This is a genomic window from Pseudomonas sp. RA_15y_Pfl1_P11, assembly GCF_963970975.1.
Classification (GTDB): Bacteria; Pseudomonadota; Gammaproteobacteria; order Pseudomonadales; family Pseudomonadaceae; genus Aquipseudomonas; species Aquipseudomonas tritici.
The window spans coordinates 351,372-371,694 of record NZ_CAXAOY010000002.1 but is presented as its reverse complement, the minus strand read 5'-3'; the positions used below and the strand labels follow the sequence as shown (position 1 = coordinate 371,694).

At 60.6% G+C, this 20,323-nt stretch carries 19 protein-coding genes; 18 read left to right on the top strand and 1 reads right to left on the bottom strand.

Features of this window, described 5'->3' with window-relative positions:
• Positions 1 to 34 precede the first annotated feature (34 nt).
• The 3 genes from AACY44_RS03795 to AACY44_RS03785 all read left to right on the top strand — a co-directional run bounded on the left by AACY44_RS03795 (position 35) and on the right by AACY44_RS03785 (position 2,076).
• Positions 35 to 1,045 (top strand): class 1 fructose-bisphosphatase, encoded by a 1,011-nt coding sequence (locus AACY44_RS03795; protein WP_057008551.1) that lies wholly within the window; start codon positions 35 to 37, stop codon positions 1,043 to 1,045.
• Positions 1,046 to 1,221: 176 nt separating this feature from the next.
• Entirely contained in the window at positions 1,222 to 1,476 is a 255-nt protein-coding gene (locus AACY44_RS03790; protein ID WP_049710452.1) for a lipoprotein, read from the top strand.
• A gap of 30 nt (positions 1,477 to 1,506) precedes the next feature.
• Positions 1,507 to 2,076, top strand: a complete 570-nt coding sequence (locus AACY44_RS03785) for a lipocalin family protein (protein ID WP_339427297.1) — start codon at positions 1,507 to 1,509, stop codon at positions 2,074 to 2,076.
• Positions 2,077 to 2,143: 67 nt separating this feature from the next.
• Here the strand turns inward: AACY44_RS03785 and AACY44_RS03780 are convergent, their stop codons facing one another.
• A complete protein-coding gene (locus AACY44_RS03780; protein WP_339415509.1) occupies positions 2,144 to 3,508 on the bottom strand; it encodes a formimidoylglutamate deiminase in 1,365 nt (454 codons plus the stop codon).
• A gap of 147 nt (positions 3,509 to 3,655) precedes the next feature.
• On the opposite strand from AACY44_RS03780, the gene hutC reads away from it, so the two are divergent.
• The 15 genes from hutC to dtd all read left to right on the top strand — a co-directional run bounded on the left by hutC (position 3,656) and on the right by dtd (position 20,268).
• Positions 3,656 to 4,366: a histidine utilization repressor gene (hutC, locus tag AACY44_RS03775; protein WP_339427383.1), complete on the top strand. Its 711-nt coding sequence runs from the start codon at positions 3,656 to 3,658 to the stop codon at positions 4,364 to 4,366.
• Positions 4,363 to 4,923 (top strand): HutD/Ves family protein, encoded by a 561-nt coding sequence (locus tag AACY44_RS03770; protein ID WP_339415511.1) that lies wholly within the window; start codon positions 4,363 to 4,365, stop codon positions 4,921 to 4,923. Before hutC ends, AACY44_RS03770 begins: the two co-directional genes overlap by 4 nt.
• A 342-nt stretch (positions 4,924 to 5,265) precedes the next feature.
• Positions 5,266 to 6,936, top strand: a complete 1,671-nt coding sequence (gene hutU / locus AACY44_RS03765; protein ID WP_339427295.1) for a urocanate hydratase — start codon at positions 5,266 to 5,268, stop codon at positions 6,934 to 6,936.
• 85 nt (positions 6,937 to 7,021) lie between these two features.
• Positions 7,022 to 8,479 carry a purine-cytosine permease family protein gene (locus AACY44_RS03760; RefSeq protein WP_339427294.1) on the top strand — a complete coding sequence of 486 codons (1,458 nt, stop codon included), beginning with the start codon at positions 7,022 to 7,024 and terminating at the stop codon, positions 8,477 to 8,479.
• Positions 8,480 to 8,548: 69 nt separating this feature from the next.
• On the top strand, positions 8,549 to 9,514 hold the full coding sequence (locus AACY44_RS03755) for an ABC transporter substrate-binding protein (protein ID WP_339427293.1): 966 nt from the start codon (positions 8,549 to 8,551) through the stop codon (positions 9,512 to 9,514).
• A 72-nt stretch (positions 9,515 to 9,586) separates the two neighbouring features.
• Positions 9,587 to 10,438, top strand: a complete 852-nt coding sequence (locus AACY44_RS03750) for an ABC transporter permease (RefSeq protein WP_339415515.1) — start codon at positions 9,587 to 9,589, stop codon at positions 10,436 to 10,438.
• Positions 10,435 to 11,259, top strand: coding sequence for a quaternary amine ABC transporter ATP-binding protein (locus AACY44_RS03745; protein ID WP_339415516.1), 825 nt, complete (start codon positions 10,435 to 10,437; stop codon positions 11,257 to 11,259). The genes AACY44_RS03750 and AACY44_RS03745 overlap by 4 nt, the downstream gene beginning before the upstream one ends.
• Positions 11,260 to 11,395: 136 nt before the next feature.
• The gene (locus tag AACY44_RS03740) at positions 11,396 to 12,904 is read left to right on the top strand and encodes an HAL/PAL/TAL family ammonia-lyase (protein WP_339427382.1); all 1,509 of its coding nucleotides are present in this window, start codon (positions 11,396 to 11,398) and stop codon (positions 12,902 to 12,904) included.
• Positions 12,905 to 12,937: 33 nt separating this feature from the next.
• Entirely contained in the window at positions 12,938 to 14,476 is a 1,539-nt protein-coding gene (hutH, locus tag AACY44_RS03735; RefSeq protein WP_339529811.1) for a histidine ammonia-lyase, read from the top strand.
• A gap of 150 nt (positions 14,477 to 14,626) precedes the next feature.
• Positions 14,627 to 15,832: an imidazolonepropionase gene (gene hutI / locus AACY44_RS03730; RefSeq protein ID WP_339438077.1), complete on the top strand. Its 1,206-nt coding sequence runs from the start codon at positions 14,627 to 14,629 to the stop codon at positions 15,830 to 15,832.
• 11 nt (positions 15,833 to 15,843) lie between these two features.
• Complete coding sequence (gene hutG / locus AACY44_RS03725; RefSeq protein WP_339427291.1) at positions 15,844 to 16,644, top strand: N-formylglutamate deformylase; 801 nt, start codon at positions 15,844 to 15,846, stop codon at positions 16,642 to 16,644.
• Between the two features lie 211 nt (positions 16,645 to 16,855).
• Positions 16,856 to 17,791 (top strand): choline ABC transporter substrate-binding protein, encoded by a 936-nt coding sequence (choX, locus tag AACY44_RS03720; protein WP_339415520.1) that lies wholly within the window; start codon positions 16,856 to 16,858, stop codon positions 17,789 to 17,791.
• A 38-nt stretch (positions 17,792 to 17,829) separates the two neighbouring features.
• Complete coding sequence (locus tag AACY44_RS03715) at positions 17,830 to 18,759, top strand: alpha/beta hydrolase (RefSeq protein WP_339457303.1); 930 nt, start codon at positions 17,830 to 17,832, stop codon at positions 18,757 to 18,759.
• A gap of 103 nt (positions 18,760 to 18,862) precedes the next feature.
• The gene (pip, locus tag AACY44_RS03710) at positions 18,863 to 19,834 is read left to right on the top strand and encodes a prolyl aminopeptidase (RefSeq protein WP_339415522.1); all 972 of its coding nucleotides are present in this window, start codon (positions 18,863 to 18,865) and stop codon (positions 19,832 to 19,834) included.
• Positions 19,831 to 20,268 (top strand): D-aminoacyl-tRNA deacylase, encoded by a 438-nt coding sequence (dtd, locus tag AACY44_RS03705; protein WP_339415523.1) that lies wholly within the window; start codon positions 19,831 to 19,833, stop codon positions 20,266 to 20,268. The genes pip and dtd overlap by 4 nt, the downstream gene beginning before the upstream one ends.
• Positions 20,269 to 20,323: the final 55 nt, after the last annotated feature.

The window sequence follows — 20,323 nt, the reverse complement described above, 5'->3', positions numbered from 1 at the left end:
GGGTTTTCAAGCCCCCCATTCTCCGGAGCCTTACATGTCCCGCGTTACCTTGAGTCGCTATTTGATCGAGCAGACCCGCAGCAACAACACGCCTGCCGATCTGCGCTTCCTTATCGAAGTGGTGGCGCGTGCTTGCAAGGAAATCAGCCACGCCGTGTCCAAAGGCGCACTGGGTGGTGTCCTGGGCAGCATGGGCACTGAAAACGTGCAGGGCGAAGTGCAGAAGAAGCTCGACGTCATCTCCAACGAGATCCTGCTCGAAGCTAATGAATGGGGCGGTCACCTGGCCGGCATGGCGTCCGAAGAAATGGACAATGCCTACCAGATCCCGGGCAAGTACCCGAAAGGCGCGTACCTGCTGGTGTTCGACCCACTGGACGGCTCGTCCAACATCGACATCAACGCTCCCGTCGGCACCATCTTCTCGGTACTGCGTTGCCCTAACGAGTACTTGAGCCAGAACGAGGCCCTGAACGAAAAGGCCTTCCTGCAGCCAGGCACCGAACAGGTCGCGGCGGGTTACGCGATCTACGGCCCGCAGACCATGCTGGTACTGACCCTGGGCGACGGCGTCAAAGGCTTCACCCTGGACCGAGAAATGGGCAGTTTCGTACTGACCCACGAAGACATCACCATTCCTGCGTCCACCCAGGAATTCGCGATCAACATGTCCAACCAGCGCCACTGGGAAGAACCTGTGACCCGCTACGTGGGCGAGTTGATGGCCGGCGAAGAAGGCCCGTTGAAGAAAAACTTCAACATGCGTTGGGTCGCCGCGATGGTGGCCGACGTGCACCGCATCCTGACCCGTGGTGGCTTGTTCATGTACCCACGCGACAGCCGCGAGCCGTCCAAGCCAGGCAAACTGCGCCTGATGTACGAAGCCAACCCGATGTCCTTCCTGGTTGAGCAGGCAGGCGGCGCGTCCACCGACGGCCACCAGCGTATCCTCGACATTCAGCCTGAAGGCCTGCACCAGCGTGTGGCGGTATTCCTGGGTTCGAAAGAAGAAGTTGAGCGTGTGACGGCTTACCACAAGCAGTAAGTTGCGGCGATAAGTGATCGGCGTTTTTGGGCGCCGGTTCACCCTTAAAGAAGCCCCGAAACGTTTCAGCGTTTTCGGGGCTTTTTTGTTTTCGTTCGTCGGGAACCAGAAACCCCTTTTCCCTTCTAAGCTTCTGGCAGACCCCCATTCTGCTTAGTCCCTCCAGGAGTTTTTCCATGTCGTTACGTCGTCTCGCCTTGCTGACCTTTTGCGTGCTGTTGGCCGCTTGCAGCAAGGTCAACCAAGAAAATTACGCGAAGCTTTCCGCTGGCATGCCTAAGGCTGAAGTGGAATCACTGCTGGGTCAGCCGACTGACTGTTCCGGCGCACTGGGCATGTCCAGCTGCACCTGGGGCGATAAAAACAGCTTTATCAGCGTGCAATATGCCGGTGACAAGGTTCTGATGTTTTCCGGGCAAGGCCTGAAGTAAACCGGGGCGAAAGCCTGCGGGAGAAGAAGAATGATCCGTTTTGTTTTGTTCCTTTGCGCCAGCCTGTTTTTGGCGGGCTGCGCCAGCCATTCTGGCGATGATCTGCAACCCAAGACTGCGAACAACGTCAACCTCAAGCGTTATCAGGGCACTTGGTATGAGTTGGCCCGATTGCCGATGTACTTCCAGCGCAACTGCGCGCAGTCCGAAGCCCGCTACACATTGCTGCCTGATGGCGACATGTCGGTGTTCAACCGCTGCCTGACGACCGAGTGGAAGTGGGAAGAAGCCAAGGGCACGGCTACGCCGCAAGTGCCGGGCAAGACTGACAAGCTTTGGGTGGAATTCAATAACTGGTTTACCGCACTGTTGCCGGGCGTTGCCAAGGGCGATTACTGGGTGCTGTATGTCAGCGATGACTACAAGACCGCGATTGTTGGCAGCCCGAGCCGGCGGTACATGTGGATTTTGTCGCGCACGCCTACGGTGAGCGCCGACACTCGCGAAGACCTGTTGAGCAGGGCGCGGCAGCAGGGTTATGACACCACGCGGTTGATCTGGCGCATGTCGGACAAGCAGATGGCGAAGACTTCGCAGTAACCCGAAAACACCGTTTTTCAAATGTGGGAGCTGGCAAGCCAGCTCCCACATGTGTTTTAGGGGGTTATTAACTCAGCAAATCTCTCAAGACTTGGGTGAAGGCCCGGCTACTTTCTTCCTCGCCGGCATGCCGCCCATCCCGCACCACCCACTTCCCGTTCACCAGCACATCACGCACCTGCCGATCCCCACCGGCAAACAACCAGCGATTCAAAATCCCGTCTTCGCTTGCCGTCGCCAGGTACGGATCATTGCCATCCAGTACCAGCCAATCCGCACGTTTACCCACTTCCAATCGGCCAATCGGCTGTCCCAATGCCTGGCCGCCGCCGTCCAGCGCCGCGTCAAACAGCGTGCGACCCACCATCGGTTGATCACTGCGATACAGGCGGTTACGCCTTTGATCGCGCAGGCGCTGGCCATATTCGAGCCAGCGCAATTCCTCCACCACGCTCAGTGACACATGGCTATCGGAACCGATGCCCAAGCGTCCGCCTTGGGCGAGAAAATCCACGGCCGGGAAAATCCCGTCACCCAGGTTAGCCTCGGTAGTCAGGCACAAACCGGCAATTGCGCGGCTCTTGGCCATGCGCGTGACCTCTTCAAGATCTGCATGCGTGGCATGCACCAGGCACCAGCGTTCATCCACCTCGACATTGTCATACAGCCATTGCAGCGGGCGCTTTCCGCTCCAGGCCAGGCAGTCGTCGACTTCTTTCTGCTGTTCGGCAATGTGGATGTGCACCGGGCACGCCTTGTCGCTGGCGGCCAGCACTGCATGGATTTGCTCGGGCGTGACGGCGCGCAGCGAGTGGAAACACAACCCTAACTGCTGCGCCGGCTGTGCCGCCAGGATCGGTTTCAGCCGCGCCTGCAGGTCCAGATAGTTTTCAGTGCTGTTGATAAACCGCCGCTGGCCTTCATTCGGTGCCTGGCCGCCAAACCCGGAGTGGGTGTAAAGCACAGGCACCAATGTCAGGCCAATGCCACTGCTGGTCGCTGCCTGGCTGATCTGCCGCGACAGCTCCGTGCGGTCGGCATACGGCTGGCCGTTGACATCGTGGTGCACATAGTGAAATTCGGCCACCGAGGTGTAACCGGCCTTGAGCATCTCGATGTACAGCTGGCGCGCGATGACGTGCAATTGCTCCGGACTGATCTTGCCGACCATGCGGTACATCAAATCGCGCCAGGTCCAGAAACTGTCATTCGGGTTTCCGGCCACTTCTGCCAAACCTGCCATTGCGCGCTGGAAAGCGTGGGAGTGCAGGTTCGGCATGCCCGCCAACACCGGGCCTCTCAGCCGTTCCGCAGCGTCTGCGCTGGCATTGGCCTCAACTCTTGTCAGCACCCCATCTGCGCTGATTTCAAGACGTACATCGTTGGCCCATCCATTAGGCAGCAGCGCGCGTTCGGCAAAGAAAGCGGACATGATCAAGGCACCCCAGTCGTGTGTTTATTTGTATATACATATACAGACGTTTGCCTGCTCGGTAAACTCCGGCAATCTATGCATCTTTTTCCCCTGCAAGGATTCCCTGTGCCGACTCCGCCTGCCAAGTCTTCGCTGGCTGCCCACATGGACGAAAGTCCGGCGCCCTTGTATGCCCGCGTCAAACAAATGATCAGCCAGCAGATCCTCCACGGCAACTGGCCGCCTCACTACCGTGTGCCGTCGGAGAGCGAACTGGTCAGCCAGTTGGGTTTCAGCCGCATGACTATCAACCGCGCCCTGCGCGAGCTCACCGCCGAGGGCTTGTTGGTGCGCATGCAGGGCGTCGGTACCTTCGTCGCTGAGCCCAAGAGCCAGTCCGCGCTGTTTGAAGTGCACAATATTGCCGATGAGATCGCTTCTCGCGGTCATCGACACACCTGCCAAGTCATCACCTTGGGCGAAGAAGCTGCCGGTTCCGAGCGCGCCGTCGCGCTGGAAATGCGCGAAGGCGGGCGGGTGTTCCACTCGTTGATCGTGCACTTCGAGAATGATATTCCCGTGCAAATCGAAGACCGTTTCGTCAATGCACTGGTCGCCCCGGAATACCTGCAACAGGATTTCACCCAGCAAACGCCCTACGCCTACTTGAACCAGGTTGCACCGTTGACCGAAGGCGAGCACGTGGTCGAAGCGATCCTCGCTGACGCCGCCGAATGCAAGTTGCTGCAGATCGAGCCCAGCGAACCGTGCCTGTTGATCCGTCGACGCACCTGGTCGGGCCGCCAGCCGGTGACGGCCGCACGTTTGATCCACCCCGGCTCGCGTCACAGCCTGGAAGGACGTTTCAGTAAATGAGTTCCGTAAAAGTCTGGCGCGCTGCCGATTATGTGCGCATGCCCTGGAAAAACGGCGGCGGCAGTACCGAAGAAATTGCCCGTGATGCCGGCGTAGACCTGGATGGCTTTGGCTGGCGCCTGTCGATTGCGGATATTGCGCAATCGGGCGGTTTTTCCATCTTCGCCGGCTACCATCGGGTGATCACCGTGATCAAAGGCGCCGGCATGGTGCTGACCGTGGATGGCGAAGAACAGCGCGGGTTGTTACCGCTGCAACCTTTTGCGTTCAAGGGTGACAGCCAGGTGGAGTGCCGATTGATCACAGGGCCCATCCGCGATTTCAACCTGATCTATTCGCCGCAGCGTTACCACGCGCGGCTGCAATGGACCGACGGTGTGCAGCGTTTCTTCAGTACGGCGCAGACGGTGTTGGTGTTCAGCGTTGCCGATGAGGTGAAGGTGCTGGACGAGAAATTGGGGCATCACGATTGCCTGCAAATCGACGGTAACACTGGCCTATTGGATATTTCCGTCGCCGGCCGTAGCTGCATCATCGAACTGACCGCACGCGGTTAAAAAATGTGGGGGCTGGCTTGCCAGCTCCCACAATTGTTTTGTGGGGAACATTAAATCTGTTTCCAGTCTCTGCACCAGTTTGTTACTGAATGCCCCAGCGTGGCGCAGAACTACATTGTCGTGACAAACCTCCCTCGCAGCAAAAGCCTTCCGTAAGAAATTTCATCAAGCCTATAAGGCTTAATTTCCAAGGCTCGAGCACGCATCACCAAAAATTCTCGACAGCTCTCTTAGAAAGTTGGCCGCTTGATTGCATATGCTTGTATGTACAAGTAAAGGTGTGTGCGTAAGAGCCCACTTCGCACCCACAAAGTATGCGCATCAATCGCCGAGGAGTTTTTTGTGACTAAGCCAACCAAGTACCGTGACGTAGAAATCCGCGCCGCCCACGGTAACAAGCTCACCGCCAAAAGCTGGCTGACTGAAGCGCCGCTGCGCATGCTGATGAACAACCTCGACCCACAAGTGGCCGAGAACCCTAAAGAACTGGTGGTATACGGCGGTATCGGCCGTGCGGCGCGTAACTGGGAGTGCTATGACCAGATCGTCGAGAGCCTCACCAACCTGAATGATGACGAAACCCTGCTGGTGCAATCCGGCAAGCCGGTTGGCGTGTTCAAGACCCACAGCAACGCCCCGCGCGTGCTGATCGCCAACTCCAACCTGGTGCCGCACTGGGCCAGTTGGGAACACTTCAACGAGTTGGATGCCAAGGGCCTGGCCATGTACGGCCAGATGACCGCCGGCAGCTGGATCTACATCGGTAGCCAGGGCATCGTCCAAGGCACCTACGAAACCTTCGTCGAAGCCGGTCGCCAGCATTACAACAGCGACCTGACCGGCCGTTGGGTCCTCACCGCCGGCCTCGGCGGCATGGGCGGCGCGCAACCACTGGCTGCAACCCTGGCCGGCGCGTGCTCGCTGAACATCGAGTGCCAGCAGGTCAGCATCGATTTCCGCCTCAGCAGCCGCTATGTCGACGAGCAAGCCACAGACCTCGACGACGCCCTGGCGCGCATCGCCAAATACACCCAGGAAGGCAAGGCTATCTCCATCGCCCTGTTGGGTAACGCCGCAGAGATCCTGCCTGAACTGGTCAAGCGTGGCGTGCGCCCGGACATGGTCACCGACCAGACCAGCGCCCACGACCCACTCAACGGCTACCTGCCGGCCGGCTGGACCTGGGACGAATACCGCGCCCGCGCCAAGACCGAACCGGCTGCCGTAATCAAGGCCGCCAAGCAGTCGATGGCCGTGCACGTCAAAGCCATGCTGGAATTCCAGAAACAAGGCATCCCGACCTTCGACTACGGCAACAACATCCGCCAGATGGCCCAGGAAGAAGGCGTAGAAAATGCCTTCGATTTCCCAGGTTTTGTACCGGCGTACATCCGCCCACTGTTCTGCCGTGGCATCGGCCCGTTCCGTTGGGCTGCACTGTCCGGCGACCCGCAAGACATCTACAAGACCGACGCCAAAGTCAAAGAGCTGATCCCCGACGACGCGCACCTGCACAACTGGCTGGACATGGCCCGCGAGCGCATCAGCTTCCAGGGCCTGCCGGCGCGTATCTGCTGGGTTGGGCTGGGCCAGCGCGCCAAGCTCGGCCTGGCGTTCAACGAAATGGTACGCAGCGGCGAGCTGTCGGCACCGGTGGTGATTGGTCGTGACCACCTCGATTCCGGCTCGGTCGCCAGCCCGAACCGCGAAACTGAAGCCATGCAGGACGGTTCCGACGCCGTGTCCGACTGGCCGCTGCTCAACGCCTTGCTCAACACTGCCAGTGGCGCGACCTGGGTTTCGCTGCACCACGGCGGCGGCGTGGGCATGGGCTTCTCCCAGCACTCCGGCATGGTCATCGTCTGCGACGGTACCGACGAAGCGGCTGAGCGGATCGCCCGCGTGCTGCATAACGACCCGGCCACCGGGGTGATGCGTCATGCGGATGCGGGTTACCAGATCGCGATCGACTGCGCCAAGGAGCAGGGCCTCAATCTCCCGATGATCAAATAACCCATGTGGGAGCGGGCAAGCCAGCTCCCACAAAAAAGCGGTTTTACACAGGCTTTATGAACAATCCATCAGAGGTTGAACATCCATGGTTGCAAATGACGCACGTGCAAGCACCACCCCGTTGATCGAAAGGCGTTCGATCGACTACATCCCGGAAGCGGAAAGACACGGTCGTCTATTGAGCCAGTTCACCCTGTGGATGGGTGCCAACCTGCAAATCACCGCCATTGTCACCGGGGCCCTGGCCGTGGTGCTGGGCGGTGATGTGTTCTGGTCGTTGATCGGTTTGCTGATCGGCCAACTGATTGGCGGCGGCGTGATGGCGCTGCATGCGGCGCAAGGGCCCAAGCTGGGCCTGCCGCAGATGATCTCCAGCCGGGTGCAGTTCGGTGTGTATGGCGCGGCTATTCCGATTGTGCTGGTCTGTTTGATGTACCTCGGTTTTACCGCCACCGGCACCGTGCTGTCCGGTCAGGCGCTGGGCCAGTTGTTCGGTGTCAGCGACAGCGTCGGGATCCTGATCTTCGCCAGTGTCATCGTGCTGGTCACGGTGCTGGGTTACCGGGTGATCCATTTCATTGGGCGTGTCGCCAGCGTCATTGGGGTGATTGCCTTTATCTACCTGTTCAGCCGTCTGATAGGCCAGACCGACGTTGGCGCGCTCCTGCAAATCCGCCACTTCAGCTGGAGCAGCTTCCTGCTGGCGGTGTCGCTCGCGGCCTCCTGGCAGATCGCCTTCGGCCCTTATGTGGCTGACTATTCACGCTATCTGCCGAGCAAGACGTCTTCGGTGAAGACATTTTTCGCGGCTGGCGCGGGGTCGGTGATTGGGGCACAGGTGGCGATGACCCTTGGCGTGTTTGCCGCGGCCATGTCCAATGGGCAATTTGCCGGTCACGAAGTGGCCTACATCGTGGGGTTGAGCGGTACCGGCGCCACCGCTGCGCTGCTGTATTTCAGCATCGCGTTCGGCAAGGTCACCATCTCCACGCTGAACTCCTACGGCAGCTTCATGTGCATCGCGACCATCATCAGCGGCTTGCGTGGCCGCCTGGAGGTCACGCGCCTGCAGCGTCTGGTGTTTGTGCTGGTGATTGTCGGTACGGCGACCCTGATCGCGTTGCTCGGTCAGCACTCATTCCTCGGCGCGTTCAAGTCTTTCATCCTGTTCCTGCTGGCGTTCTTTACGCCATGGAGCGCGATCAACCTGGTCGACTACTACTGCATTACCCGCGAGCGCTATGACGTGCCGGCGCTGGCCGACCCTAACGGTCGCTACGGCCGTTGGAACCTGCTCGGTATCAGCGTGTATGTGTTCGGCGTGCTGGTGCAGTTGCCATTTATCTCCACCCAGTTCTTCACAGGTCCGCTGGTGGCTGCGCTGGGTGATGTGGATATCTCTTGGATCATCGGGCTGGTGCTTCCCGCAGCCTTGTACTACGTGTGTGCGAAAAAATGGCACGGCACGGTGCCCAATCAATTGATCCTGCCAGTAGAGCAGGGCGCCATACCAACAACAAACGGGCTGGCTGCACAAGCCTGATGGGACGTGGACAGGGCAGGACGCCTACTGACTGCCGTAATCCATTTCAAAATTGGGAGCGTCACAACAATGAAAATGCATAAGACCTTGTTGGCCACACTGTTCTCTGCGGGCGTGCTGGCGAGCGTTGGCGCCCAGGCGGCGGGCTGGTGCGAATCCGGCAAACCGGTGAAATTCGCCGGCCTGAACTGGGAAAGCGGCATGTTGCTTACTGACATCCTGCAAACCGTGTTGGAAAAAGGCTACGACTGCAAAACCGACAGCCTGCCAGGCAACTCCATCACCATGGAAAACGCCCTGAGCAGCAATGATATCCAAGTGTTTGCCGAAGAGTGGGTCGGCCGCAGCGAGGTCTGGAACAAGGCCGAGAAGGCCGGCAAAGTCGTCGGTGTCGGCGCGCCTGTTGTCGGTGCTATCGAAGGCTGGTACGTGCCGCGCTATGTGATCGAAGGCGACGCCAAGCGCAAGCTGGAAGCCAAGGCCCCGGGCTTGAAAACCATCGCCGACCTGGCCAAGTACGCCTCGGTGTTCAAGGACCAGGAAGAACCGTCCAAGGGTCGCTTCTACAACTGCCCGGCTGGCTGGACCTGCGAGCTGGACAACAGCGAAATGCTCAAGAGCTATGGCCTGGAAAGCACCTACACCAACTTCCGCCCAGGCACCGGCCCGGCGCTGGATGCGGCGGTGCTGTCGAGCTACAAGCGTGGCGAACCGATCCTGTTTTACTACTGGTCGCCGACCCCGCTGATGGGCCAGGTCGACCTGGTCAAGCTGGAAGAAAAACCCGGCGTGGATAAGAGCGTGAGCATCAAGGTCGGCCTGTCCAAGGCTTTCCACGAGCAAGCGCCGGAACTGGTGGCCGTGCTGGAAAAGGTCAACCTGCCGATCGACCTGCTGAACCAGAACCTGGGTCGTATGGCCAAGGAGCGAATTGAGTCGCCGAAACTGGCGAAAATATTCCTCAAGGAACATCCTGAAGTCTGGCATGCGTGGGTGAGCGAAGACGCAGCCAAGAAAATCGACGCGGCCTTGTAGGTCAAGCCTGTCCGGCTACCCTAAGGGGCTGGTCGGACAGCCGGCCACAACCCATTGGATCGAGAGCACGCTATGTTTCCTGAGAGTTTTACGTTTTCCATCGCCGACTGGGTCAACGGTTGGGTGGATTCATTGGTCACCAACTACGGTGATGTGTTCCGGCACATTTCCGATACCCTGCTGTGGGCCATCGTCAACCTGGAAGGGATGCTGCGTGCGGCGCCCTGGTGGTTGATGCTGACGATCGTCGGTGCGCTGGCCTGGCACGCCACGCGCAAGGTGGTGACCACGGCGGTTATCGTCGGTTTGCTGTTCCTGGTGGGCGCGGTTGGCCTGTGGGACAAGCTGATGCAAACCCTCGCATTGATGATGGTCGCCACCGTGATCTCGGTGTTGATCGGCATTCCGCTGGGCATTCTGTCGGCGCGCAGCAATCGCCTGCGTTCGGTGCTGATGCCGCTGCTCGACATCATGCAAACCATGCCGAGTTTCGTGTACTTGATCCCGGTGCTGATGCTGTTCGGCCTGGGCAAGGTCCCGGCGATTTTCGCCACGGTGATCTACGCCGTGCCGCCGTTGATTCGCCTGACCGACTTAGGCATTCGCCAGGTCGACGGCGAAGTCATGGAAGCCATCAACGCCTTTGGTGCCAACCGCTGGCAGCAACTGTTCGGCGTGCAACTGCCGCTGGCATTGCCCAGCATCATGGCCGGGATCAACCAGACCACGATGATGGCGTTGTCGATGGTGGTCATCGCCTCGATGATCGGCGCCCGTGGCTTGGGTGAAGACGTGCTCGTCGGCATCCAGACCCTCAACGTTGGCCGTGGTCTTGAAGCCGGGCTGGCGATCGTGATTCTCGCAGTGGTCATCGACCGCATTACCCAGGCCTATGGTCGTCCACGGCATGAGGCGAGCAAATGACTACTGTCAGCAAAATCGAAGTTAAAAACGTCTTCAAGATCTTCGGCAACCGATCCAAGGAGGCCTTGGCGATGGTTGGGCAGGGCAAGACCAAGGATCAGGTCCTGGCTGAGACCGGCTGCGTGGTCGGCGTGAATGACCTGTCGCTGAGCATCGGCACTGGCGAGATCTTCGTGATCATGGGCCTGTCGGGTTCCGGCAAATCCACGTTGGTGCGCCACTTCAACCGCCTGATCGACCCTACCAGCGGCGCGATCCTGGTGGACGGCGAAGACATTCTGAAACTGGACATGGAAGCCCTGCGCCAATTCCGTCGGCACAAGATCAGCATGGTGTTCCAGAGCTTCGGCCTGCTGCCGCACAAGAGCGTGCTCGACAACGTTGCCTACGGCCTGAAAGTGCGTGGCGAAACCAAGCAGGTGTGCGCCGAGCGCGCCTTGCACTGGATCGAAACCGTGGGCCTCAAAGGCTACGAAAATAAATACCCGCACCAGCTTTCCGGCGGCATGCGCCAGCGCGTCGGCCTGGCCCGTGCATTGGCGGCTGACACCGACATCATCCTGATGGATGAAGCCTTCAGCGCTCTCGACCCGCTTATCCGCGCCGAGATGCAAGACCAACTGCTGGAACTGCAAAAGACCTTGCACAAGACCATCGTGTTCATCACCCACGACCTCGACGAAGCCGTGCGCATAGGCAACCGCATTGCGATCCTCAAGGACGGCAAGCTGATCCAGGTCGGCACCCCGCGCGAGATTTTGCATTCGCCGGCGGATGAGTATGTGGATCGGTTTGTTCAGCGGCGGGCGGCGGTGGTCTGACCCGGGTTTTGTGGTGAGTTGGCCGGCCTCTTCGCGAGCAAGCCCGCTCCCACAGGGGGAACGCATTCCAAATGTGGGAGCGGGCTTGCCCGCGAAGAGGCCGGCAAAGCTGCACAAGAATGAAGAAGGTATGAAGATGTCCCAGGCAACAAAAATCACCATCGCCGATACGCCATTGCGCTGGCAAGACATAGTCGCCGTTGCCCGCCACGGCGCGATGCTTGAGCTGTCGGGCCAAGCCTGGGCGCGCATCGACAATGCCCAGGCCATCGTGCAGCGCATCGTTACCAGCGGCGAGCGCGCCTATGGGGTGAGCACCGGCCTGGGCGCACTGTGCAATGTGTCGCTCAAGGGCGAACAACTCAGCCAACTGTCGCGCAATACCCTGCTCAGCCATGCCTGTGGCGTCGGCCCGGTGCTCAGCGATGAACAGACGCGCGCGATCATCTGTGCCGCCCTCATCAACTACAGCCACGGCAAGTCCGGCCTGCATCCGCAGGTGGTGCATTCGCTGCTGGCGTTGCTCAACCACGGCATCACACCGCAAGTGCCGTCCCAGGGTTCGGTGGGTTACCTGACCCATATGGCCCACGTCGGTGTGGCCTTGCTGGGTGTTGGCACGGTGAGTTATCGCGGCCAGATCGTCTCGGCGCAAGAAGCCCTGGCGGCTGAACGTTTGCAGCCGGTGGTGCTTGGCGCCAAGGACGGCCTGTGCCTGGTCAACGGCACGCCATGCATGACCGGGCTGAGCTGCCTGACCCTGGCCGACGCGCATCACTTGCTGCAATGGGCCGACGTGATCGGTGCCATGAGCTTCGAAGCCCAGCGCGGTCAGATCGATGCCTTCGATGAAGAAATCATCGCGCTCAAGCCGCACCCTGGCATGCAACACGTGGGTATCAACCTGCGCGCCTTGCTCGATGGCAGTGAAGTGATTGCCAGCAGCCAAGGCATTCGCACCCAGGACGCGCTGAGCATCCGCTCAATCCCGCAAATCCACGGCGCGGCGCGCGACCAGGTGGAGCACGCCACGCGGCAGATTGAGACTGAACTCAACAGCGCCACCGACAACCCGCTGCTGCTCGGCACGCCGGACCACTACCGCGTGGTGTCCCAGGCCAATCCCCACGGCCAATCCGTCGCATTGGCGGCAGACATGCTCGCCATCGCCATGGCCGAAATCGGTTCGGTGGCCGAACGCCGCCTGGATCGCCTTATTAACCCGCACGTCAGTGGCTTGCCGGCGTTCCTGGTCAGCAACCCGGGAGTCAACTCCGGGATGATGATCGTGCAGTACGTCGCCGCCTCGCTGTGCGGGCAAAACCGCCAACTGGCGCAACCGGCGGTGCTCGACAACTTCGTCACCTCGGGCCTGCAGGAAGACCACCTGAGCATGGGCACCAACGCCGCGCTCAAGCTGCACCAAGTGTTGGCCAACGTGACGCAGATCCTCGCCATCGAGTACTTGCTGGCGGCCCAGGCGTTTGAGTTCCTCAAAGACCAGCGTTTCGGTGCAGGCACTGACCGCGCCTGGCGCCTGCTGCGTGACGTTGTACCTGCTTATGAGCAGGACCGTTGGCTGGCGCCGGATATTGCGAGCGCTGCCCAGCTGATCAAAGACACCGCTTTCCCTAATTTGCACTGAACACGTTATTCAAAAGAACAATTCACAAGGAGTATGAATGTGACTGCGCTAAATCTGATTCCAGGCCAACTGAGCCTTGCCCAACTGCGGGCCATCTACCAGCAGCCGGTAGCCCTCAGCCTGGATGACAGCGCCTCGGCCCAGATCGAAGCCAGCGTTGCCTGCGTGGAGCAGATTCTCGCCGAGAACCGCACCGCCTATGGCATCAACACCGGCTTCGGCCTGCTCGCCTCGACCCGCATCGCCAGCGAAGACTTGGAAAACCTCCAGCGCTCCCTGGTGCTGTCCCATGCCGCCGGTGTGGGTGAGCCGATCAGCGATGCGCTGGTGCGGCTGGTCATGGTGCTCAAGGTCAACAGCCTGAGCCGTGGGTTCTCTGGCATTCGTCGCCAGGTGATCGACGCGCTGATCGCGCTGATCAACGCCGAGGTGTACCCGCATATTCCGTTGAAAGGCTCGGTCGGTGCTTCCGGTGACCTGGCGCCGTTGGCGCACATGTCCCTGGTGCTGCTGGGCGAAGGCAAGGCGCGCTACAAAGGCGAATGGCTGGAAGCCACCGACGCGCTGAAAGTCGCCGGCCTCACGCCGTTGACCCTCGCCGCCAAAGAAGGCCTGGCGTTGCTCAACGGCACTCAGGTGTCCACCGCCTATGCCTTGCGTGGTCTGTTCGAAGGCGAAGACCTGTTCGCCGGCGCCCTCGCGTGCGGCGCCCTCACGGTGGAAGCGGTACTCGGTTCGCGCTCGCCGTTCGACGCACGTATTCATGCCGCACGTGGCCAGCGTGGGCAGATCGATTCAGCAGCGGCCTACCGTGACCTGCTGGGCGAAAACAGCCAGGTCTCTCAGTCGCACCAGAACTGCGACAAGGTGCAGGACCCGTACTCCCTGCGCTGCCAGCCACAAGTCATGGGCGCCTGCCTGACCCAGTTCCGCCAGGCCGCCGAAGTGCTGGTGGTGGAAGCCAACGCGGTGTCGGATAACCCGCTGGTGTTTGCCGCTGAAGGCGATGTGATTTCCGGCGGTAACTTCCACGCCGAACCCGTGGCCATGGCCGCTGACAACATGGCGCTGGCGATCGCTGAAATCGGTTCCCTGAGCGAGCGCCGTATCTCGCTGATGATGGACAAGCACATGTCGCAATTGCCGCCGTTCCTGGTGGGCAATGGTGGGGTCAACTCGGGCTTCATGATCGCTCAAGTCACTGCCGCCGCACTCGCCAGCGAGAACAAGGCGCTGGCTCACCCGCACAGTGTCGACAGCCTGCCGACTTCAGCCAACCAGGAAGACCATGTGTCAATGGCGCCTGCTGCCGGCAAGCGTCTGTGGGAAATGGCCGAGAACACCCGTGGCGTTCTGGCGGTTGAGTGGCTGGCGGCGTGCCAGGGGCTGGACCTGCGCGAAGGCCTGAAAACTTCGCCGAAGTTAGAAAAGGCGCGCGGCATTCTGCGCGAGAAAGTGGCGTTTTATGAAAAAGACCGCTTCTTTGCGCCGGACATCAATGCCGCCAGCGAACTGCTCGCCAGCCGTTGCCTGAATGAGTTGGTACCGGCCAACCTGCTGCCGAGCCTTTAAGCGCGACACCGGCCCCTTGTGGGCGCTGGCTTGCCTGCGATAGCAATCTGTCAGTTGATACATGTGTGACTGATACACCGCCAGCAAGGGCAGGCGCCCAAGGTCCATTACGACGCGGCTTTGTCTCATCGATAACTTAGGGAGGCGTTGATGAAAACGCTCTGGCAACACTGCCACGTCGCAACCATGGCCCAGGGCAAGTACTCGATCATCGAGGATGCCGCCATGGTGACTGCCGGTTCACTCATCCAGTGGATCGGCCCCCGCAGCCAGGTACCCACGGCGGATTACGCCCAGGTGCATGACTTGCAAGGCGCGTGGGTCACCCCCGGGCTGATCGACTGCCATACCCACACGGTGTTTGGCGGTAACCGTAGCGGCGAATTCGAGCAGCGCCTCGAAGGCGTGAGCTACGCTGAAATCGCGGCCAAGGGCGGTGGCATTGCCAGCACCGTGCGCGCTACCCGTGCCGCGACCGAGGATGAACTGTTTGCCAGCGCCCACAAGCGCTTGCGCAGTTTGCTGCGCGACGGCGTCACTACGGTAGAGATCAAGTCCGGCTATGGCCTGGACTTGGTCAACGAACGCAAAATGCTGCGGGTCGCCCGTCGCCTTGGCGAAGCGCTGCCGGTCAGCGTGCGTGCCACGTGCCTGGCGGCTCATGCGTTGCCGCCGGAGTACAAGGACCGCGCCGACGACTACATCGACCACATCTGCGCCGAGATGCTGCCGGCCTTGGCGGCAGAAGGGCTGGTGGATGCGGTGGATGCGTTCTGCGAATACCTGGCGTTTTCCACCGAGCAGGTGGAGCGCGTGTTCAAAGTCGCCCAGCAACTGGGCCTGCCGGTGAAGCTGCACGCCGAGCAACTCTCGTCGCTGCACGGCTCCAGCCTGGCTGCGCGTTACCACGCGTTGTCGGCGGACCACCTGGAGTTCATGACCGAAGAAGACGCCATCGCCATGGCCGCCTCTGGCACCGTCGCGGTATTGCTGCCAGGCGCGTTCTACTTCCTGCGTGAAACCCAATTGCCGCCCATGGAGGCCCTGCGCAAGCACGGTGTGAAAATGGCCATCGCCAGCGACCTCAACCCCGGCACCTCGCCGGCGCTGTCGGTGCGCTTGATGCTGAATATGGCCTGCACGCTGTTTCGCATGACCCCTGAAGAAGCGTTGGCCGGCGCCACGCAACACGCGGCCACCGCATTGGGCATGGGTGACACCCATGGTTCCCTGGAAGCGGGCAAGGTCGCGGATTTTGTTGCCTGGCAGATTGATCGTCCCGCCGACCTGGCTTACTGGCTGGGCGGCGAGCTGGATAAACGCGTCGTGCGCCATGGCGTCGATGTCACTGTCTGAGGAGTGTTGCTGTGGATAAGGTTCTGAACTTCAAACAAGGCCGCGTGCCGCTGCTGATCAGCATGCCCCACGCCGGCCTGCGCCTGACGCCCGCCGTGGAGGCCGGATTGATCCCCGAGGCGCAAAGCCTGCCGGATACCGATTGGCACATCCCCACGCTTTATGACTTTGCCGAAGAGCTGGGCGCCAGCACCCTGGCGGCGGAGTACTCGCGGTTTGTCATCGATTTGAACCGGCCGTCCGACGACAAGCCGTTGTACGTGGGCGCCACCACCGGCCTGTACCCGGCGACGCTGTTTGATGGCGTGTCATTGTTCCGCGAAGGGTTGGAACCGAGCGAGGCGGAGCGCGCCAGTTACCTGCAAAAGGTCTGGGGCCCGTATCACCGCACGCTGCAAGAGGAGCTGGCGCGACTCAAGGCCAAGTTCGGCTACGCCTTGCTGTTTGATGCGCACTCGATTCGCTCGGTCATCCCGCACCTGTTCGATGGCAAGCTGCCGGACTTCAACCTCGGCACGTTCAACGGTGCTGCCTGTGATCCCGAGCTGGCCAGCCAGTTGGAAGCCATCTGCGCCCAACATCCGCAATACACCCATGTACTCAATGGGCGTTTCAAGGGCGGGCATATCACTCGGCATTACGGGGATCCGGCGCAGGATATTCATGCGGTGCAGTTGGAGTTGTGCCAGAGCACCTATATGGAGGAGTTCGAACCGTTCCGCTATCGCCCGGATCTGGCCGAGCCGACGCGCGTTGTACTGAAGCAATTGCTGGAAGGGTTCCTGGCTTGGGGGCCAGCGCATTACCGGTAAATTTTCGGTGCTGCAGCGATAGCCTTCGCGAGCAAGCCCGCTCCCACATTTTGACCGCATTTTTATGCTGCAACTCGGTCAACCTGCGGGCTTGCTCGCGAAGGCGGCCTTACAGTCGCCGCAGTGCAATTGCCGGTCGCCACAGGTCGTGTCAACCAAGGCTTCACTGGGTAGGGTTGTGCATTAAAAACAGCCGAGTGAGCCCTTATCCATGAAAAGACTGTTGTTGACCCTCACCAGCGCCCTATTGATTGGTGCCAACGCCATGGCCGCCGAACCGGCCTCCTGCAAAAACATCCGCATGGGCGTGGTCAGTTGGACCGACGTGGTCGCCACTTCCGGCATGGCTGACGTGCTGCTCAATGGTCTGGGCTACGACAGCAAACAAACCAGCGCCGTGCAGCAGATCATTTTTGCCGGCATCCGCGACAAGCGCCTGGATATCTTCCTCGGCTACTGGAAGCCGGCGATGGACAACAACATCGCGCCGTTCCTGGCGGCCAAGCAGGTCAAAGTCTTCGACAAACCCAGCCTCACCGACGCCCAGGCCACCCTGGCCGTGCCGCAATACGTAGCGGATGCCGGCCTGAAGACCTTTGCCGACATTGCTCGCTTCAAGGACAAACTGGGCGGCAAGCTCTATGGCATCGAACCCGGCAGTGGCGCGAATACCGATATCCAGAAAATGATCGACACCAACCGCTTCGGCCTGGGCGGCTTCAAGCTGATTGCCTCTGGCGAAGCGGGGATGCTGGCGGCGGTGCAGCGCGCGGTGAATCGCAAGGAGTTCGTGGTCTTTGTCGGTTGGACGCCGCACCCGATGAACATCAACATGAAAATGGCTTACCTCACTGGCAGTGAAGATGTGTTCGGCCCCAGCGAAGGCCGCGCCACCGTCTCTACCGTCACTGCGCCAGACTTTGCCGAACGTTGCCCCAACGCCAACCGTTTGTTGGTAAACCTCACCTTCACTGCCGCCCAGGAAAGCCAGTTGATGGTGCCGATCATGGCGCGCGAATCGCCCCAGGACGTGGCCCGGCAATGGTTGCGCGATCATCCCGAGGACCTGCAGCGCTGGCTGGTCGGGGTCACGGCGTTTGATGGCACGGACGCAGTGGCAGCTGTACAAGCCAGCCTGGAGCTCTGAGAACCTGCACCGATCAACTGTGTCAGGGATATTGGCGCATGTATCCGATTTCTCCACAGCTTGCCGCGTTCGTCGCAAAAACCGAGTCCTTCGCCAGCGATGACTCATCGCTTGCTGGATTGCGCCAGGCCTACGACCGTATGTGCCAGGCATTCACCCCGCCGGCGCCCGACAACTTATCCATCACGGACTTTTCCCTGGCCGGCGTGGGCGTGCGCAGTTACATGCCCTTCACGCCGGCCCCAGCGGGTGGTTGGTCATGTCTTCTCTATATACACGGTGGCGGCTGGGTCGTCGGCGGCCTGGATTCCCATGACTTCATCTGTTTCGAACTCGCCAGCGCTCTGCAGGTGCTGGTGATCGCCATCGATTACCGGCTGGCGCCTGAGCATCCGTTCCCGGCCGCGTACGAAGATTGTCGTGCGGTGTGGCAGGCGATCCAGTCGGGGCAAGGGCCGCACGTTATCAATCAGCAACAACTGGTGGTGATCGGTGACAGCGCGGGCGGCAATCTGGCAGCGGCGTTATGCCTGGGGCTGCGTGATGATCGGCAACCGCTGCCCCGCGCCCAAGTGTTGATCTATCCGGGCCTGGGTGGCCCATCCGACCTGCCGTCGCGCCGCGACTGCATGGACGCGCCGCTGCTCAGCAGCGCCGACACCGAGAGCTATCTGGCGCTGTACCTGCGGGGCAGTGGCAACCCGTCGCCCTACGCCATGCCGCTGTTGGCCGAAGATCTCAGCGGTTTGCCCAAGGCATTCATTGCTGTGGCCCAGTTCGACCCACTGCGTGACGACGGCCTGCTCTACGCCGAACGCCTGCAAGCGGCGGGCGTGGTCAGCGTACTTTATCCAGGGAAGGGCCTTGTCCACGGCTGCCTGCGGGCGCGGTGGCAGGCGCCGGAGGTGGATCAGCTCTACGATTGCCTGCTGCAGTACCTGGGGAGAGAAGGGCTGACACAGGTCTAAGCGCGCAAGGACATGCTCATTGCACAATTCGGGTTTATAGTGCCAGACGGCAGAATAAAAGACGTCCCCCCAGGGATGAACCCGACCCCTTACGGAGCGCGCAATGCAGACTTGGTACCCGCAGATCAAACCCTACGCCCGGCACGATCTGGCAGTCGATGACACCCACACGCTGTACGTCGATGAAAGTGGCTCCCCCGAAGGCTTGCCCGTCGTCTTCATCCATGGTGGCCCAGGTTCCGGTTGCGACGCCCAGAGCCGCTGTTATTTCGATCCGAACCTTTACCATATTGTGACCTTCGACCAGCGGGGCTGCGGTCGCTCCACGCCTCGCGCCAGTCTGGAAAACAACACCACCTGGGATCTAGTCGCCGACCTCGAGCGTATCCGCGAACATTTGGGGATCGACAAATGGGTGCTGTTCGGCGGTTCCTGGGGCTCTACCCTGGCCCTGGCCTACGCGCAAACCCACCCGGAGCGCGTGCTTGGTCTGATCGTGCGTGGCATATTCCTGGCCCGTCCGCAGGATATCGAATGGTTCTACCAGGACGGTGCGAGCCGGCTGTTCCCGGATTACTGGCAGGATTACATCGCGCCGATCCCACCGGAAGAGCGCCACGACATGATCGCCGCTTACCACAAGCGCCTCACCGGCAACGACCAGATCGCCCAGATGCACGCGGCCAAGGCCTGGTCCGGCTGGGAAGGGCGCATGCTGGGCCTGTGCCCGAGCCCGCAGCACGTGGAGCGGTTTTCCGAACCGCAACGCGCCCTGTCCATCGCGCGGATCGAGTGCCACTACTTCACCAACAACTCCTTCCTGGAGCCCAATCAGCTGATCCGTGATATGCACAAGATCGCTCATCTGCCTGGCGTCATCATTCATGGACGCTACGATATGATCTGCCCATTGGATAACGCCTGGGAGCTGCACCAGGCCTGGCCCAACAGTGAACTGCAGGTGATTCGCGAGGCCGGTCATGCGGCGTCCGAACCCGGGATCACCGATGCGTTGGTGCGTGCGACCAGCGAAATGGCACGGCGCTTGCTCGACCTGCCGCCAGAAGAAGCATGAAGGGCCTGTTGCAACGGGTGCGTAGCGCCCGCGTAGAGGTGGCGGGCGAAGTCGTCGGCGCAATCGATCAGGGTTTGCTGGTGCTGGTGGCCGTCGAACCTTCAGATACCCCCGAGAGCGCCGACAAATTGCTGCACAAGCTGTTGAACTACCGGGTGTTCAGCGATGACGAGGGCAAGATGAACCTGTCGTTGAAGGACATCGGCGGTGGGTTGTTGCTGGTGTCGCAGTTCACGCTGGCGGCGGATACCAAGAGCGGGCTGCGACCGAGCTTCTCCACAGCGGCCCCACCGGCACTGGGAGCGGCGCTTTTTGATCACTTGCTGTTACAAGCGAAACAATTGCATGGCAAGGTGGCGTCGGGGCGTTTTGGCGCCGATATGCAGGTGCATTTGGTCAATGACGGGCCTGTCACCTTCCTCTTGCAGACGTGAATGTATTAAAAACGACTTTTAATGCCTAAAAACGCAGGGTTTCGCTACAAATACT